The sequence below is a fragment of the Nonomuraea sp. NPDC050783 genome, from assembly GCF_040802095.1.
Taxonomy (GTDB): Bacteria; Actinomycetota; Actinomycetes; order Streptosporangiales; family Streptosporangiaceae; genus Nonomuraea.
This window is the reverse complement of the sequence record NZ_JBFAHK010000005.1, coordinates 521336-537046: the sequence shown is the minus strand read 5'-3', so window position 1 is coordinate 537046 and position 15711 is coordinate 521336. Positions and strand designations below refer to the sequence as shown.

At 74.5% G+C, this 15711-nt stretch carries 12 protein-coding genes; 5 read left to right on the top strand and 7 right to left on the bottom strand.

Annotated elements, in window-relative coordinates; genetic code table 11:
- Positions 1-62 precede the first annotated feature (62 nt).
- The gene (locus tag AB0H75_RS17090) at positions 63-1034 is read right to left on the bottom strand and encodes a polyprenyl synthetase family protein (RefSeq protein WP_367796980.1); all 972 of its coding nucleotides are present in this window, start codon (positions 1032-1034) and stop codon (positions 63-65) included.
- A gap of 94 nt (positions 1035-1128) precedes the next feature.
- On the opposite strand from AB0H75_RS17090, the gene AB0H75_RS17085 reads away from it, so the two are divergent.
- Complete coding sequence (locus AB0H75_RS17085; protein ID WP_367796978.1) at positions 1129-1662, top strand: flavoprotein; 534 nt, start codon at positions 1129-1131, stop codon at positions 1660-1662.
- Between the two features lie 10 nt (positions 1663-1672).
- Positions 1673-2641 carry a serine hydrolase domain-containing protein gene (locus tag AB0H75_RS17080; RefSeq protein WP_367796976.1) on the top strand — a complete coding sequence of 323 codons (969 nt, stop codon included), beginning with the start codon at positions 1673-1675 and terminating at the stop codon, positions 2639-2641.
- Here the strand turns inward: AB0H75_RS17080 and AB0H75_RS17075 are convergent.
- On the bottom strand, positions 2638-3594 hold the full coding sequence (locus AB0H75_RS17075) for a zinc-binding alcohol dehydrogenase family protein (protein WP_367796974.1): 957 nt from the start codon (positions 3592-3594) through the stop codon (positions 2638-2640). The genes AB0H75_RS17080 and AB0H75_RS17075 overlap by 4 nt on opposite strands.
- 78 nt (positions 3595-3672) lie before the next feature.
- On the opposite strand from AB0H75_RS17075, the gene AB0H75_RS17070 reads away from it, so the two are divergent.
- Positions 3673-4290, top strand: a complete 618-nt coding sequence (locus AB0H75_RS17070) for a TetR/AcrR family transcriptional regulator (RefSeq protein ID WP_367796972.1) — start codon at positions 3673-3675, stop codon at positions 4288-4290.
- Between the two features lie 130 nt (positions 4291-4420).
- On the opposite strand, the gene AB0H75_RS17065 is transcribed toward AB0H75_RS17070, so the two are convergent.
- Positions 4421-5296 (bottom strand): LysR family transcriptional regulator, encoded by an 876-nt coding sequence (locus tag AB0H75_RS17065; RefSeq protein WP_367796970.1) that lies wholly within the window; start codon positions 5294-5296, stop codon positions 4421-4423.
- 70 nt (positions 5297-5366) lie between these two features.
- Here AB0H75_RS17065 and AB0H75_RS17060 point away from each other — a divergent pair, with 70 nt between their 5' ends.
- Positions 5367-6236 (top strand): 4-hydroxy-tetrahydrodipicolinate synthase, encoded by an 870-nt coding sequence (locus AB0H75_RS17060; protein WP_367796968.1) that lies wholly within the window; start codon positions 5367-5369, stop codon positions 6234-6236.
- Here AB0H75_RS17060 and AB0H75_RS17055 read toward each other — a convergent pair.
- From AB0H75_RS17055 to AB0H75_RS17045, 3 genes are read right to left on the bottom strand one after another with little or no spacing between them, the layout of a single operon-like run.
- The gene (locus AB0H75_RS17055) at positions 6223-11073 is read right to left on the bottom strand and encodes a DNA repair ATPase (RefSeq protein WP_367796966.1); all 4851 of its coding nucleotides are present in this window, start codon (positions 11071-11073) and stop codon (positions 6223-6225) included. The genes AB0H75_RS17060 and AB0H75_RS17055 overlap by 14 nt on opposite strands.
- 2 nt (positions 11074-11075) lie before the next feature.
- Positions 11076-13115: a flotillin family protein gene (locus AB0H75_RS17050; protein ID WP_367796964.1), complete on the bottom strand. Its 2040-nt coding sequence runs from the start codon at positions 13113-13115 to the stop codon at positions 11076-11078.
- A complete protein-coding gene (locus AB0H75_RS17045) occupies positions 13115-13666 on the bottom strand; it encodes a hypothetical protein (protein WP_367796962.1) in 552 nt (183 codons plus the stop codon). The genes AB0H75_RS17050 and AB0H75_RS17045 overlap by 1 nt, the downstream gene beginning before the upstream one ends.
- A 156-nt stretch (positions 13667-13822) precedes the next feature.
- On the opposite strand from AB0H75_RS17045, the gene AB0H75_RS17040 reads away from it, so the two are divergent.
- The gene (locus AB0H75_RS17040) at positions 13823-14734 is read left to right on the top strand and encodes an NADP-dependent oxidoreductase (RefSeq protein WP_367797147.1); all 912 of its coding nucleotides are present in this window, start codon (positions 13823-13825) and stop codon (positions 14732-14734) included.
- On the opposite strand, the gene AB0H75_RS17035 is transcribed toward AB0H75_RS17040, so the two are convergent.
- A complete protein-coding gene (locus AB0H75_RS17035) occupies positions 14731-15645 on the bottom strand; it encodes an aminoglycoside phosphotransferase family protein (RefSeq protein WP_367796960.1) in 915 nt (304 codons plus the stop codon). The two genes, AB0H75_RS17040 and AB0H75_RS17035, sit on opposite strands and share 4 nt — an antisense overlap.
- Positions 15646-15711: the final 66 nt, after the last annotated feature.

The window sequence follows — 15711 nt, the reverse complement described above, 5'->3', positions numbered from 1 at the left end:
CAACAAATCTCGACTCCTGGCGGTCAAGAGCCGGGCGCCGGGAAATGGCAGGAAAAGCAGGGTCAACCGGTGGTGGCGGGAAGGGTGAGGCGAGCCACGCGGTCGATGTAGGCGGCCGGGAGGGCGCGCAGGAGAGAGGCCATCTCCGGGTCGCGGAGGGCGGGCAGCGCCGCCGCGGCGTCCGCCGCCAGATCCCGGCAGTAGGCGAGGGTGATCTCCGCCATGCGGCCGGCCCGTAGCCGGCTCAGCACCTCCTCCGCGGTGTCCGGCCGGCCGAGCAGGTCCCGCACGTCCACGTCGGCCAGCAGCAGCGGCAGGCTGTAGACGCCCTGCCGCAGGTCGTTGCCGGCCGGCTTGCCGAGCTGCGCGCTCGTCGCCGTCAGGTCCAGCAGGTCGTCGAGGATCTGGAAGACCAGCCCGAACTTCTCCCCGTACGCCGCCAGCCGCGCCCGCTCCTCCTGCGGCGCCCGCGCGCAGATCGCCGCCACCAGGCACCCGGCGCGGAACAGCGCGGCCGTCTTGGCGGTGATCGAGCGCAGGGCGCTGTCCACGGTCCTGCCCGGGTCGAACAGCTCGCTCGCCTCCAGGAACTGTCCCTCGGCCAGCTCCACCACCGTCGCCGCCAGCACCTCCGCGACCGGCCGCGACACCGACGTCAGCGCCGCCAGGCCCGCCCTGGCCACCATGAAGTCGCCGATGACCAGCGCCTTGCCCGCGCCCAGCTCGGCGTTGAGCGTGCGCCGGCCGCGCCGCTCGCTCGCCCGGTCCATGAGGTCGTCGTGGACGAGCGAGCCGGCGTGGACGAGCTCGACGCAGGCCGCCGCGGTGATCACCCGCCGGTCGGGCGGCCGGCCGAGCGCGATCGAGGTGGCCAGCGTCAGGGCCGGGCGCAGCCGCTTGCCGCCGGCCGCGACCACGTGCCCGGCCCCGGCGTTGATGCCGGGCAGCGTGGAGGACCCGCTCAGGCGGCGCATCCTGGTCTCGACCCGGCGCAGGCCGGCGGCGACGGCGGGATCGGCGAGAAGTTCGTCCATGCGCTCCAGCCTGCTGCCGGGGCGCTGTGCGGCGGCTGAGAGACGCTGAGGGCCCTCTCAGCCCGTTCCGGCGGGCCCGTGCGATGCTGGCGGCGTGACCGAATCGTCGGGCAAGGTCCTTTACGTCATCGTGTGCGGCGCTTTCGCGGCCCCGGGCGTCGGCCGCCTCGTCACCGGAGCCCAGGATCTCGGCTGGGTCGTGCAGGTCGTGGCCACGCCGCCGGCGCTGGACTTCATCGACGTGCCGGCCCTGGAAGAGCTGACCGGGCGGCCGGTCCGCAGCCGCTACCGCAAGCCGTCCGAGCCGAAGCCGCCGCGGGCGGACGCGATGGTCGTGGCGCCGGCGACGTACAACACGGTCAACAAGTTCGCGCGGGGCATCGCGGACACCTACGCGCTGGGGGTGCTGGCCGAGGCGCCGGGCCTCGGGATCCCCGTCGTGGTGCTGCCCTTCGTCAACGTCGCGCTGGCCGCCCGGCTCCCGTACCGTGAGGCCGTCGCGGGCCTGCGCGCGGACGGCGTGCGCGTCCTGCCCCCGGCCGCCGACGACGACCCGGACCCGTGGAGCCGGGCCCTGTCGGAGCTCGGTGCTCCCGGGCGGCAGGACAGGGGGGATCACCGAGTCTGAGGAGGACGGCATGGGCATGGACATGGCGGAGCGGGTCGAGGCGGTGCTGCGGGACGGCGGGGCACCCGGGTTCCACGGGCTGGTGGTGAGGCGGGGCGGGCAGGTCGTGCTGGAGCGGTACGGTGCCGGGGCGGACTTCCGGTTAGGGGAGCCGCTGGGGCACGTCACGTTCGACCGCGACACCCTGCACGACCTGCGGTCGGTCAGCAAGAGCGTGGTGGCGCTGCTGTACGGCATCGCGCTCGGCGACGGCCTGGTGCCGGAGCCCGGCGCCGGGCTGATGGCGCAGTTCCCGGAGTACCCGGACCTGGCGGAGGACCCGGGGAAGGCCCACCTCACCATCGAGCACGCCCTGACCATGACCCTCGGCCTCGACTGGAACGAGGACGCCCCCTACACCAGCCCCGCCAACAGCGAGATCGCCATGGAGCTGGCCCCCGACCGCTACCGGTACGTGCTGGAGCGGCCGGTCGCCGAGGAGGCGGGCAAGCGCTGGCGCTACTGCGGCGGCGCGACCGCCCTGCTCGGCGGCGTCATCGCCAAGGGGACGGGACGGCCGCTGGAGCGCTACGCCGCCGAGGCGCTGTTCGGGCCGCTCGGCATCACGGACTTCGCGTGGACGCGCGGCCCCGACGGGATCGCCTCGGCCGCCGCCGGGCTGCGGCTGCGGCCGGTGGACCTGGCCGCCGTCGGGCAGCTCGTGCTCGACGGCGGGCGGGGGATCGTCCCGGAGGTCTGGCTGGAGAAGGCGCTGCGCTCGCGGGTGCCGATCGACGGCCCCTTCACCTACGGCTACCACTGGTACGTCCTCGCCGAGGAGCGCCGCCGCGTCCAGGCCGCGGGCAACGGAGGGCAGCTGCTGGTCGTGGTGCCGGACGAGGAGCTGGTGGTGGCGGTGACCGCCGGCGAGTACGACCGGGACACCGGCGGCTCCAGGGCCGTGCTGGAGACCGTGCTGGAGGCCGTGCTGGAAGGCTAGGGCACGAGCAGGACGCGGCCGGTGACCGCCCGGCCCTCCAGCAGGCGGTGGGCCTCGGCGGCCTCCTCCAGCGGCAGCGTGCGGTCCACGAACGCCCGGGTGCGCCCCGACGCCAGCCGTTCCAGCACCTCCGGGTAGTGCGTCCCGAACACCTGGCCGGCCCAGCCGGGCCCGCCGCAGCCGACGAGCGTCACGCCGCGCTGCACCAGGTCGGCGGCCGTGACGGCGGCGGGCTCGCCGCTCAGCAGGCCGTAGTGGAGCATGCGGCCCGAGCCGGGCGTCAGGTGGTCGAGCACCTGGCGGGCCGCCGGGCCGCCGATGGCCTCGAAGGCGACGTCCACGTCGTCGGGCAGCCCGGCGGGCCACTCCGGCGAGCCGTGGTCGAGGACGAGGTCGGCGCCCAGCTCGGCGGCGCGCTCCCGCTTGGCGGCGGAGCCGGCGGTGGCGATCACCCGGGCCGCGCCGAACTCCTTCGCGTGCCGGACGAGCTGGGTGCCCACCGAGCTGGTCGCGGCCTCCACCAGCACGCTCTCGCCGCCCCGCAGCGCGGCGCGGTGGAGCAGGGCCAGGGCGAGCGCGCCCGGCGCGGCCGCGGCGAGCGCGTCCAGCGGGTTCAGGCCGTCGGGGACGGGGCAGGTCATCGCGGCGGGCATCAGGACGTACTCGGCGTAGGAGCCCACCCCGCCGGTCACCCCGACCCGCGTGGTGCCCAGCAGCGCCCCGTCCACACCCTCGCCCGTCCCCACCACCTCGCCGACGGCCTCCGCGCCGATCACGGCGGGCAGGGTCAGCGGGAACGGCAGCGTGCCGGCCCGGATCTGGGTCTCCGCGTAGCTGACGCCGGCGGCGGCGGCGCGGATGAGGAGCTGGCCGGGGCCGGGTGACGGGCGGGGCACGTCCTGGAGCTCAAGCCGCTCCGGGCCGCCGGTCTCGGTCAGGACGACAGCGCGCATGGTTTCCCCTTCTGGAGGTCTGGAAGATAACTGGACCTATGGTTCAGTTAATATATGGACCACTGGTCAAGTTTGTCCATGCGAAAGAATGACCGGATGGAGGAACGGCGGGAGCGGGCCGACGCCGCGCGCAACAGGCAGGCGATCCTGCGGGCGGCCGAGGAGCTGCTGCGGCGGTACCCGCCCGAGCAGGTCTCCGTCGAGCGGGTGGCCGCCGCGGCGGGTGTGGGCAAGGGGACGGTCTTCCACCGCTTCGGCAGCCGCGCCGGGCTCGTGCGGGAGCTGATGAACGAGCGGGCGCGGGAGCTGGAGCGGGCCGTCGCCGAGGGGCCGCCGCCGCTCGGGCCGGGGGCGCCGCCGGCCGAGCGGCTGGTCGCGTTCTTCGCCGAGGTGGCGGCGCTGGCGGCGCGCAACGGCAACCTCCTCGCGGCGCACGAGCACGCCGTGCTCACCAGCAGGAGCGCGGGCGAGCAGCCCAGGGAGGCCCATCCGACCTACGTGTCCTGGCACCGGCACGTGACGGGGCTGATCGCTGAGGGGCGGCCCGACGTGGACGCCGACCAGATCGCGCACATGTTGCTCGGCGTGCTGCACATGGAGCCGGTCGCGAGCCGGCTGCGGGCGGGCGAGCACGAACGGCTCGCGGCGAGCTACGCCGACCTGGTACGCGGCCTGATGGCCGGCTCAGGGAGCTGACCGGGGCAGGGGTCAGGATCGCGGGGGCCGGGATCAGGCGTCCGGACCGCGCCGGCTCAGCGAGCCGGAGGCAGGCGTCCGGACCGCGCCGGCTCAGGGAGCCGGGAGCAGGTGGCCGGACCGCGCCGGCTCAGGGAGCCGGGGGCAGGCGTCCGGACGCGGTGCGGAAGGCGGTGACCGCCGCGCGGATCGCCGGGTGGCCGCCGTACCCCTTGCGGAAGGCCGCGAGCGTGCGGCGGCCCAGCGGCAGGCGGGTGAGCGTGACCCCGGCCGGCGGCGCGGTCGCGGCCAGGTGCGGGACGAGCGCCACGCCCAGCCCGGCCGCCGCGAGGGCCAGCACGGCGTCGAAGTCGTCCACGTGGTGCCGCACCCGCGGCTCGAACCCGGCCGCCTGGCACGCCCGGATCGCCATCGCGTGGCAGAGCGTGCCGGGCCTGTTGGTGATCCACGCCTGGTCGCGGGCCGCGGCGAGCGAGGGGTGGTTCGTCAGGTACATGGGCTCGCCGAACAACGGCTCGGTGTCGACGGAGCCGTCGGTGACGGGCGGGACGAAGTCGTACTCGTGGACGAGCGCCACGTCCAGCTCGCCGGCCCGCAGCGCGGCCGAGACGTCGGCGGGGTCGATCTCGGCCACCCTCGGCTCCAGCCCGGGATGCGCGGCGGCGAGGGCGGCCAGCGCGGGCGGCAGCAGGACGCGGGCGGCGGTCGGGAACGCGCCGATCCGCAGCGCGCCGGACGGGCCGCCCCGGACGGCGGCGAGCGCGGCCGAGGCGCGGTCGAGCTGTTCGAGCACGGCCTGCGCGTGCTCGACGAGCAGGTGACCGGCCGGGGTGAGCGTCACCCCGCGCCCCGTGCGCTCCAGCAGCGGCACGCCGGCCTCCCGCTCCAGCGCGCTGAGCTGCTGGGAGACCGCCGACGGCGTGAACGTGACCGCCTGCGCGACCGCGGCGATCGTGCCGCGCCGGGCCAGCTCGCGGAGCAGGAGCAGCTTGCGGGGATCGAGCATAAGATCAGCTTACGCTCGGCGACACGAATCCGAACTGGACCTTAGGGTGGATCCGGGTCAGGCTCGGAGCATGCTGAGAGGAATTCACGTGCCGCTGGTCACCCCGTTCACGCCGGAGGGGGAGGTGGCCGCCGACGCCGTCGAGAAGCTCGCCGGCCAGGTCCTCGACGAGGGGGCGGCCGGGCTGGTCGCGCTGGGCACCACCGGCGAGGTGGCCGCGCTCGACCCGGAGGAGCGGGCCCTGGTGGTCGAGACCTGCGCCCGGGTCTGCGCGCGGCGCGGGGCGCTGCTCACGGTGGGGGTGAGCGGGAGCGACACGCGCTCGACCGCCCGGGAGCTGCACCGCCTGCCGAGCGGGGTGGGGGCGGCGCTGGTGACCGTCCCGTCCTTCCTGCGGCCGGGCGAGCGCGGGGTCGTCGCGCACGTCGAGGCGCTGGCCGAGCGGACGCCGGTGCCGCTGGTGATCTACCACATCCCGTACCGGACCGGGCAGCCGGTGAGCGCGGCGACGCTGCGGCGGCTGGGGGAGCACCCGATGGTCGCCGGGGTGAAGTACGCGGCGGGCGGCCTCGACCAGGACGCGATCGACCTGCTCCGGGAGCCGCCCGAGGGCTTCGCGGTGCTCGGCGGGGACGACCTGTTCATCTCGCCGCTGCTGGCGCTGGGCGCGGCCGGCGGCGTCCTGGCCTCGGCGCACCTGCGCACGCGCGAGTTCGTGGCGCTGGCCGACGCCTGGCGGGCCGGGGACGCGGCCCGCGCCAGGCCGCTCGGGCACCGGCTGGCCGGCCTGTCGGCCGCGCTGTTCGCCGAGCCCAACCCCGCCGTGCTCAAGGGCGTCCTGCACGCCCGGGGTCTCGTCCCGACCCCGGACGTGCGGCTGCCGCTGCTGCCCGCGAGCCCCGAGGCGGTGGCCCGGGCGGTCGCGCTCAGCGCTCCCTGATGGCCGTGCCGACCTCGCCCACCCGATCCGCCAGCAGCCCGATCGCGCCGACGGCCCGGGTCACCGGGTCGTCCCCCGCGCCGCCGAGCGCCTTGGCCCTGAGGTAGGCGCTCTTGACCTCCGCCCAGCGCGCGGCCTGCGCGGGCGTGAGCCGGCCGCGCAGCTCGGCCAGCTTGAGCAGGTTGGCCTCGGCGTCGGTGGTCAGCGTCTGGGCCTCGCCCAGGTAGTGGTCGTCGATCACCGCCTCCAGCTCGTCGGCGTTCATCGCGGGCACGATCCGCTCGGCCAGCTTGTTCATGTTCCGGTACGAGCCCTGCAGGCGGTACGGCGGCTCGGTCCTGGCCGCGTCCGCCTGGGCCGCCGAGGCGATGTACGCCCGGTTGACGGCCAGCACGACCTCCCGCACCCGTACCAGCTTGGCCAGCACGGCGAGGATCTGCTCCAGCTCCGGCCCGGTGTAGGGGTGCCTGAGCCGGTCGGCGCGGGCGGCCGGATCGCCCTCGGCCAGGCGGACCAGCAGCTCGACGTCCGACCGGTCGCGGCCGGCCAGCGGGGCCAGGACCGGGTTGGAGGTGAGGGCGTTGTCCACGTAGCTGAGCGCGAACAGCTCGTCCCTGCCGGACAGGACGTCGCCCAGGTTCCACACGTCGGCCCGGTTGGCCAGCATGTCCGGGATGCGGAAGCGGCCGCCGGACTCGGTGTACGGGTTGCCCGCCATGCACACCGCGAACCGCTTGCCGCGCAGGTCGTAGGTGCGGGCACGGCCGTTCCACACGCCCTCGATACGGCGCTGGGCGTCGCACAGCGAGATGAACTTCTGCAGCAGCTCCGGCGAGGTGTGCTGGATGTCGTCCAGGTAGAGCAGCGTGTTGTTGCCCGCCTCCAGCGCGAAGGAGATCTTCTCCACCTCCTGCCTGGCCGTCGCGTCGGGGGCGTCCGCCGGGTCCAGCGAGGTGACCTGGTGGCCCAGGGCGGGGCCGTTCACCTTGACGAGGACCAGGCCGAGGCGGCCGGCGACGTACTCCATCAGGGTCGTCTTGCCGTAGCCGGGCGGCGAGATGAGCAGCAGCAGGCCCATCTGGTCGGTACGCCGGTCCGCGCCCGCCGCGCCGAGCTGCTTGGCCAGGTTGTCGCCGATCAGCGGCAGGTAGACCTCGTCGAGCAGGCGGTTGCGGACGAAGGCGCTCATGACCTTGGGCCGGTACTCGTCCAGGCGCAGGCGGGCGCGCTCGGCCGCCACCAGCTCGGTGCGGCGGCGCTGGTAGGCGCGGTAGGCGGGGACCCGCTCGGCGCGGAAGCGGCGGGTGCGGAGCAGGAACTCGTCCAGGCGCAGGTGCAGCTCGCGGTCCTTGATCCGGGGGTGGGAGCCCAGCAGGCCGGTCACCGTCGCGGTGGTGGCGGCGCCGGAGTCGTGGCGGGGCAGGTCGCCGCAGAGCAGCAGGGCGACGGCCTCGGCCGTCTCCGGTCCCTGGTGGTAGGCGCTCAGCCACGCCTGGGCGAGCTGCACGCGCTCCGGGAGCGGCAGCGCCCGCAGCTCCTCCTCCAGCTCCCGCGTGCGTTCCGGCCCGAGGCCGGCCCGGAAGCCGTCGAGGACGTCCCTGGCCGCCCTGCTGGTCACGAAGCCCTCGGGGCCGCCGCCCAGCTCCTCGGCCAGGTACTCGCCCGCGAGCCCGGCCGCCTCGCCCGCCGGCGCGCGCAGCCCGGACAGGAAGGCGGCGATCAGGTCGCCTAGCTCGGCGGCCAGCGCCTCCAGAGCGGGGGTGGGGCCGAACAGGGCGCGGGCGCGGGCCAGGGACCCGGCCCTGGTGGCGAGCGCGCTCCGCGCGGCCCCGTCCGTCCCGAAGGCCCAGAAGAGCTGGGCCAGGGCCCGCGCCTCGGGCGGGTGGCGCAGCAGGCCGGCGTCCTCGCGCAGGCGCACCAGCACCTCCAGGACGGCGGCCGCGTCGTGGTCGTGGACGCCGCGCTCGTAGCCCTCGTCGTAGCGGGAGGCGGCGGCGGCCCGTACCAGCTCGGCCAGTTCGGCCGGCCCGGTGCCTGGCCCGACCTCCGGCAGGAGGCAGGCGGCCAGGTGCTCGGCGCGGTAGACCTCCGCCGTCTCCGAGACCAGGAGCTGGTCCCAGAAGGGCCGGGTGTCGGCGAAGGAGCCGGGGACGGGGGAGCGGTAGTCGGTGCCGGTGACGGCGAAGTGCATCGTGCCGTCGTGCGGGACCAGCGTCAGGTCGATGGGTTGGGTGTTGACCGCGAAGCGGTGGTGGCCGAGGCGCAGCGTCCCGCCGCCGTCCGCGAACAGCTCCAGGCGGTCGCGCAGGGCTCGGGCCGCCTCCTGCCGGGCGGCCTTGACCCGGCCCTCCAGCTCCTCGGCCCGTACGGCGTCCCCCAGCGCCCGCAGCTCGGCGGCGGCCGAGCGCACCCTGCCCACCATCGGGTCGCTCGCGAAGTAGGTGTTGACCTCGTCGGCGGAGGCCGGCGCGGCCATCCGCCTGGCGATGGTGCCCAGCACCCGCTCGGCGGAGGAGAACAGCCGGTCCGCCCGCCGGGCCAGCTCGTCGAGCTGTGTCTGCTTACGTGCCGAGAACGCCTCGTAGACGTCGTCCCGCTTGGCGGCGAGCTGCGCGGCGAAGTCGTCGAACTCGCCGAAGCGCGACTCCAGCCGCTCCAGGTGCAGCATGAGCCGGCCGAGCTGCTCGTCGCATCCGGCCGGCGTGCCGGCCGTCGCCAGCGCCGCGGTGACGGCCTGCCCGAGCAGCGCGAACTCGGCGGCGAAGGCGGCCCGGCCCTCGGCGTCCAGCAGCTCGCGCCGCCGCCCGTCGAGCAGGGCCCGCGCCCGGTTCACCCCGGACAGGACCTCGGCGATGCGCCCCAGGATGGACGTGCGCGCGGTCGCGTCGGCGATGTCCAGCGAGCCGACGACCTCGGTCACCACCTCCAGCCCCTCGGCCTGCTCGGCCAGCCGCGCGGCGACCGGCGCGGCCTCGGCGACCGTGGCGATGGCGGCGGCGTCGGCGGCCAGCGACTCGACGGCGGCCTGGTAGGAGGCGAAGGCGTCCGCGCCGGACAGGAAGCCCACCGCGCGCCGCCCGGTCGCGGCCAGCTCGTCGGCGACGGCGGCCGACAGGGCGTCCAGCGCGGCCAGGTCGAGGTGCCGGACCTCGCGCAGCGTCACCAGGTGGCCCTGGGCCCGGCGCAGCGTGGCGAGCGTGCTCACCCAGGCGTCGGCGGTGCCGGGGCTGTCGCCGCGCGCCTGGCGCAGGAGGTGGGTGGTCTCCTCCGTGGCCCGCTCCAGGGTCTCGCGGGCCTGGCGGGTGAGCTGCTCGACGTGCTCGTACTCGTCGAGCACCTGCTCGGCGGTGCCCCGGACGTCGGCGAGCGGCCCGCGCAGGCCGTGCTCGCCGAGCCAGTGGTAGGAGTCGAAGGCCCGGTCGCAGGCGGCGATCAGCCCCTCGAACGTCCCGGCGGAGGGGGCCATCTCCTCGACCATCCTGGCCACGGACAGGCAGTCGGAGATGCCGCGCACCAGCTCGGCGTTGCCGATGCGCTCCAGGGGGCCGGTCCCGGCGGGCTGGGCGGCGGCGTGGGTGTCGGAGACGTACGGCGTCTGCCACACCTGCATCGGATGGACCCGGGTGGGCTCCTCGGAGGTGGCGCGGAAGACCACCATCGTGCCGTCGTCGAACAGCGAGTACCCGTGACAGACGAGGGGGGTGGCCACCTCCTTCCTGATCACGTTGTACGGCAGCAGCAGCGACCGCCCGTCGCCGCGCGCGTGGAAGACGTACAGGACGTCCTCGCCGTTGGGCGCCCGGACCACCCGCTCGAACTCCAGGTCGGCCACGTCCGTGTCGAACGTCTTGCTGACCCCGGTCGCCAGGCAGTAACCGCCGGGGAAGATCAGCCCCTGGTCCTCGGGCAGGCGCCGGCACGCCTGTCCGATGCCGTCGAGCCGGGTGACGGCCTTGGTGCGGGTGTTGAAGACCAGGTGCCGCCACTCGGTCTCCTTGTACGGCAGCACGCGCAGCAGGACGAGCGGCCCCACCCTGGCGTACTCGACGTCGGCGTCGGCCAGGCTCTGGAGCGGCTCGGCGACCGGCTCGCTGTAGACGCCGGCGCCGGTCTCGGTGTTGTCCTCGACCTTGACGGTCAGGTCGCCGCCGACCGTCTCGACGAAGACCTCGCCCTGGATGGAGATGTGGGGGTGTCGGCCCAGGACGTGGTCGTCGCGGGTGGCCGGCGTCCACTCGAAGTCGTGCGAGGGCGGGAAGACGTGGTCGCGCTCCCCCCTGTTGTCCAGATATTTCGGGACTCCGGCGGTGTCCACGGCCCAGCGCAGCACCCGCAGGTCGGCCGGGCCGGTCCTGAAGACGGCCAGCAGCTTGCCCTCCACCCGCCGGAGCCGCTGCAACCGGGTCTCCTTGTAGTACCGGTACAGCTCGGCGAAGTCCTTGCGGAAGGCCGGGTCGTCGAGCGCGTCCAGCCGGCCGGCCTCGAAGCGGAAGGCGTCGCCGTCCCGGACGAGGCGGTGCGCCGCGAACACGTCGGCCACGCTCGTCTCGGACCGCAGCCCGAGACGGACGTGGTAGCCGAGCACCATCACGCCGCCCAGGGAGACGATGTCCCTGGGGACGCAGTTGTTCTCGGTGCGGATGCGCTCGGTGCCCAGCAGGCGCAGCTCCGTGCCGCCGAAGACCTTCAGCCGCTCGCCGTTGAGCGCACCGGCCGCCGCCGCGAGGGCCTTGGCCTGGGCCTGGAGGCGGTTGCGCAGGACCTCGTACGTGCCCGCCTCCAGGCCCGCCTCCAGGCCCGCCGCCGGCCCGGTCGCGGCCGTGCCGGTGTCGGGCACGCTCACTTCGCCCCGGCCAGCGCGTGCACCGGCGAGTCGGCCACGCCGAGGCGGCGGGCCGTCTCCAGCAGCTCGCCCAGCGCGCCGACCTGCGGCCCGCCGTCCTGGATGAGCTTCATGAGCAGGGCGGAGACGGTGAGGTTCTTCAGGTCCTCGGTACGCACCCCGCCGACGATCCGCGCGAGGTCGGCCGCGATGCCGGCCTGCCCGTTGAGGTACGGCGCCGCCAGCGCCCCGGCGACCTGCGAGTGCTCCACGAACCCGTCCACGGCCTTGCCCACGGTGATCGAGCCGATGAGCTTGTCGAAGAACACCGTGTCCCCGCCGACGATGTCGATGTCGGCCTTGGCGAGCCCGGCGGCCAGCACGCTCGCCTGCGACTCGGCGACGGCCCTGGAGACGTCGATGTGCTTGAGCCGGATCTCCTTGTCGGCCTCCAGGCGCAGGCGGTACTCCTCGTGCGCCCGGCTCGCCTCGTCCAGCGCGGCCAGCGCGGCGGCCTTCTCGGTGAGTCCCTCGGCCTCGGCCTTCAGCTTCTCGCCCACCGCGGCGGCCTCGGCCAGCGCCATCGCCCTGGCGCCCTCGGCCTCGGCGGCCAGCTTGTCGCGCAGCGCGGCGGCCTCGGCGCGGCCGACCTTCTCGATGGCGTCGGCGTCGCGCTCCCTGACCTGCACCTGCGCCAGCCCGCTCGCCGCGGACTCGGCCTGGACGCCCTCGGCCAGCCGGACCTTGGCCCGCGCCTCCAGCTCCGCGGCCTGCTGCCGGGCCTCGGCCAGCACCAGCTCCTCGCGGGCCCTGAACTTCGAGGCGGCCTCGGCGGCCTCGGCCGCCTTGATGTCCTTGACCAGGTTCTCCTGGGCCTCGGCCTCGGCGGCGATGATGACCTGCTGGCGGGTGCGCTCGGCCTCCTCGACCACGCGCAGCCGCTTGATCGACTCCTCCTGCTCGGCCACGGTCCTGTCCACGGCGATGCGCTCGCGGATGACCTCGGCGATGGCCCGCTTCTCGGTCTCGACCTCCTTGTCCTTGGCGATGCGCGACAGCTCGGTCTCCCGCTCGCGGGCGATGACCTCCAGGACGCGGTCCTTCTCGATGCGCTCGCTCTCGATGGCGATCACCCGCTCGCGGTTCTTCTCGGCGACCGCGACCTCGCGGGCCAGGTTCTCGCGCTGCACGCCGAGGGACTCGTCGGCCTTGATGCCGGCGCTCTGGGCGCGCAGCCGCTCCTCGGCCTGGACGCGGGCGATCTCCGCCTCCTCGCGGGCCTTGACGGTCTCGATCTCGCGGCGCTGCTTCAGCTCGGCGTCGGCCTGGCGGCGCTGGAGTTCGAGGATGGCCTCGCGGGCGTCCACGTTCTGGCGGGTGATCTCCTTCTCCTCGCTGCGCTGGAACTCGTTCGTGCGGACGTGCTCGATGGCCGTCAGCTCGGTGATCTTGCGGATGCCCTGGGCGTCGAGGATGTTGTTCTTGTCGAGCTGGAGCAGGCTGGTCTGCTCCAGGTAGTCGATGGCGGCGTCCTCCAGGCTGTAGCCGTTGAGGTCGGTGCCGATGAGCCGGACGATCTCGTCGCGGAACTCGTCGCGCTTGGTGTAGAGGTCGACGAAGTCGAGGTGCTTGCCCGCGGTCTTCAGCGCCTCGGAGAACTTGGCGTTGAACAGCGACTGGAGCGTGGTCTCGTCGCTGGCGCGGGCGGTGCCGATGGCCTGGGCGACCTTGATGACGTCCTCGGCGGTCTTGTTCACCCGGACGAAAAAGGTGATCTTGATGTCCGCCCTGATGTTGTCCCGGCAGATCAGGCCCTCGCGGCCGGACCGTTCGATCTCGATGGTCTTGACCGAGATGTCCATGATCTCGGCCTTGTGGACGACGGGCAGGACGACGGCGCCGGTGAACGTCACGTCAACTTTGTTGACTTTCGAGACGATGAGCGCCTTGCCCTGCTCGACCTTCCTGAACAACCGGCCGATGACAATGGCCAGGCCGATGGCGACGATCAGGACGACCGCTAGAAAAACCCCGAAACCTGTCGAGATGACATCCATCAAAGCTCGCTTTCGTGAGGCATGACCCAGAAGAATTCGCCGTCTTTGTCGTATTCGAAGATGCGTGCTTTGTCGCCGCGGGACAGGCGGTCCCGGCCGGTCGTCCGCACCTGCACGAGCGCGGTGGAGCCGTCGGTGGCGGTGACCTCGGCCTGGCCGAAGTCGGGGGTCGCCGAGCCGGTGCGGATGACGCACGGCCGGCCGACGAGGTCGCCGCGCGAGTGCCGGTCCCCCTCGGGGAACAGCCTGCGCAGCGGCCCGACGAGGCCGCGCGTGACGAGCCAGGCGCCGCCCGCGGCGGCGAAGGGGACGGCGATCAGCGGGCCGCCGCTCACGACCTGGCCGCCGATCAGGCACAGCAGCCAGGCGAGCGCGACCAGCAGGGAGAGCGTGACGCCGGCCGGGACCCCCGCGAAGCCCAGCCAGGCGGCGTCGTCGTCCAGCTCCGCCACGCCGGTGATGACGACCAGCCAATAAGCGGCCACCACCACGAGCAGGAAACTGAAAACGACCGTCGGAAAACTCAACGCCATGCTGAAGAAGTCGGTCATCACGCCCCGTTGTGCCCATCCCCCGTGTCGATGTCCTGTCGGACTTTATAGAGATAAAGCCCGACTAAAGAGGAAAGTTCCCGTAATGGGAGAGAAAGAAGGGGGACTTGATGTCAACCTAGGTTGAGGTTGCAGGCTGGTCCCATGAGCGACGTGATGAGAGCGGCCGCGTTCGCCGAACCGGGCGGCCCCGAAGTGCTGAAGGTGATGGAGCTGCCGGCCCCGCAGGCGGGGCCGGGGCAGGTGAGGGTACGGGTGCGGGCGGCCGGGGTGCAGCCCTTCGACACGGCGGTACGGGCCGGCTGGCTGCCGCCGTACATGGGCGAGGTGGGCTTCCCGCGCATCCCGGGCAACGAGTTCGCCGGCGTGGTGGACCAGGTCGGCCCGGACGTGACAGGGGTGAGCGCCGGCGACGAGGTGCTGGGCTTCTCCCGGCTGTTCGCCTACGCCGAGTACGTCGTGGTGCCCGCGACGGACGTGGCCCCCAAGCCGCCCGGCGTGCCGTGGGAGGTGGCCGGCGGGCTGACCGCGGGCGTGCAGACCGCCGAGCTGGCCCTCGACGGGCTCGGCGTCAAGGCGGGCGAGACGCTGCTGGTCCACGGCGCCGCCGGATCCGTCGGAACCGCGGCCGTGCAGATCGCCCGGGCGCGCGGCGCGCGGGTGATCGGCACCGCCCGCGCGGCCAACCACGACTACCTGCGCGCGCTCGGCGCCGAGCCGGTCGAGTACGGGGAAGGGCTGGCCGGCCGGGTACGGGCGCTCGCCCCCGGCGGGATCGACGCGGCCCTCGACGGCGCCGGCGGGCACGCGCTGGAGGTCTCGCTGGAGCTGGTCGCCGACCCCGCGCGGATCGTCACGCTGGTGGAGCACGGGCGGGCCGGCGAGCTGGGCGTGCGGGTCGTCCAGGGCGAGCGCACCGCCGAGCGGCTCGGGCGCTACGCCGCGCTGTACGCCGAGGGCCGCTTCGCCTGGACCGTGCGGCGGGCGTACCCGCTGGCGGAGGCGGCCGAGGCGCACCGGGAGGTCGAGACCGGGCACGGCCGGGGCAAGGTCGTCCTGACCCTCTAGAGCCGGCGGCCGACCGCCTCGGCGATGGTGAGCTGCGCCTCGTCGAGGTGGCCGGCGCCGGCCTCGACGTCCCACAGGGCGTTCTGCAGCACCCGGCCCAGCGTCCAGCGGGCCGCGCGGCGCGGGTCGAGGCCGAGGCCGTCGGCCATCAGGTCGAAGCGGCGCAGCGCCGCCCGCGCCACGTCGCCGGTCGCCACCAGGTCGTCCCATCGGTTGTGCAGCGCCGGCCACAGGTCGAAGCCGGGGTCGCCGGCCAGCGGCTTGGGGTCGATGGCCAGCCACGGCTCGCGGCCGGCCGCCAGCACGTTGTCGTAGTGCAGGTCCCAGTGCAGCAGCCGGTCGCCGGGCTCCGCCACCACCTCGGCGAGCGCGTCGGCGCACCAGCGCAGCCGGCGGCGGTCGTCCTCGCGGGGCAGGGCCGCCAGCGCGCGGTCCACGTCGGCCAGCATCTCCCCGGCGATGTCCGCCAGGCGGCGCAGGCCCGGCGGGGCGGGATGGGCGACCAGGCGGGCCAGCAGGCCGGTGAGGATCCGCAGCGCCTCCAGGTCGTCCGGCAGCGCCGACAGGGGGCGGCCGGCGTCCAGGCGCTCCAGCAGCAGGGTGCCGGTGGCCGGGTCGGCGGCCAGCAGGTGGACCGAGCCGTCGCCGTTCCAGGCGCGCAGGCCGACGGCCTCGGTGACGTTCTCGTCGTTGACCGGTTGCAGCTTGAGCGCGGCCGGCGTCCCGTCGGCGCGCAGCACCGGCAGCACCAGGGACACCACGCCGTGGCCCGGCTCGCCGTCCGGCCGCAGCCCCCACTCCTCCAGGTAGCGCTCGGCCAGCGCGGGCAGCCCCGCCGACCAGGCCCGCCCGGCCTCGCCGTCCCATCTGACATGCGAGGCGGTCAGCGCCTCGGGAACCTTGATCCGCACCTCCCCAGTCTGCCCTGGGGAGGGCGGCTAGGGCTTCCCCTTATCCACTCCCTGATGCGCCCCGGG

What these genes read in the sequence shown, in the direction of transcription:
- AB0H75_RS17090 (WP_367796980.1), bottom strand. Translation starts at nt 1,034, where the DNA reads ATGGACGAACTTCTCGCCGATCCCGCCGTCGCCGCCGGCCTGCGCCGG.
- AB0H75_RS17080 (WP_367796976.1), top strand. Translation starts at nt 1,673, where the DNA reads ATGGGCATGGACATGGCGGAGCGGGTCGAGGCGGTGCTGCGGGACGGC.
- AB0H75_RS17075 (WP_367796974.1), bottom strand. Translation starts at nt 3,594, where the DNA reads ATGCGCGCTGTCGTCCTGACCGAGACCGGCGGCCCGGAGCGGCTTGAG.
- AB0H75_RS17070 (WP_367796972.1), top strand. Translation starts at nt 3,673, where the DNA reads ATGCGAAAGAATGACCGGATGGAGGAACGGCGGGAGCGGGCCGACGCC.
- AB0H75_RS17065 (WP_367796970.1), bottom strand. Translation starts at nt 5,296, where the DNA reads ATGCTCGATCCCCGCAAGCTGCTCCTGCTCCGCGAGCTGGCCCGGCGC.
- AB0H75_RS17060 (WP_367796968.1), top strand. Translation starts at nt 5,367, where the DNA reads ATGCTGAGAGGAATTCACGTGCCGCTGGTCACCCCGTTCACGCCGGAG.
- AB0H75_RS17050 (WP_367796964.1), bottom strand. Translation starts at nt 13,115, where the DNA reads ATGGATGTCATCTCGACAGGTTTCGGGGTTTTTCTAGCGGTCGTCCTG.
- AB0H75_RS17045 (WP_367796962.1), bottom strand. Translation starts at nt 13,666, where the DNA reads ATGACCGACTTCTTCAGCATGGCGTTGAGTTTTCCGACGGTCGTTTTC.
- AB0H75_RS17040 (WP_367797147.1), top strand. Translation starts at nt 13,823, where the DNA reads ATGAGAGCGGCCGCGTTCGCCGAACCGGGCGGCCCCGAAGTGCTGAAG.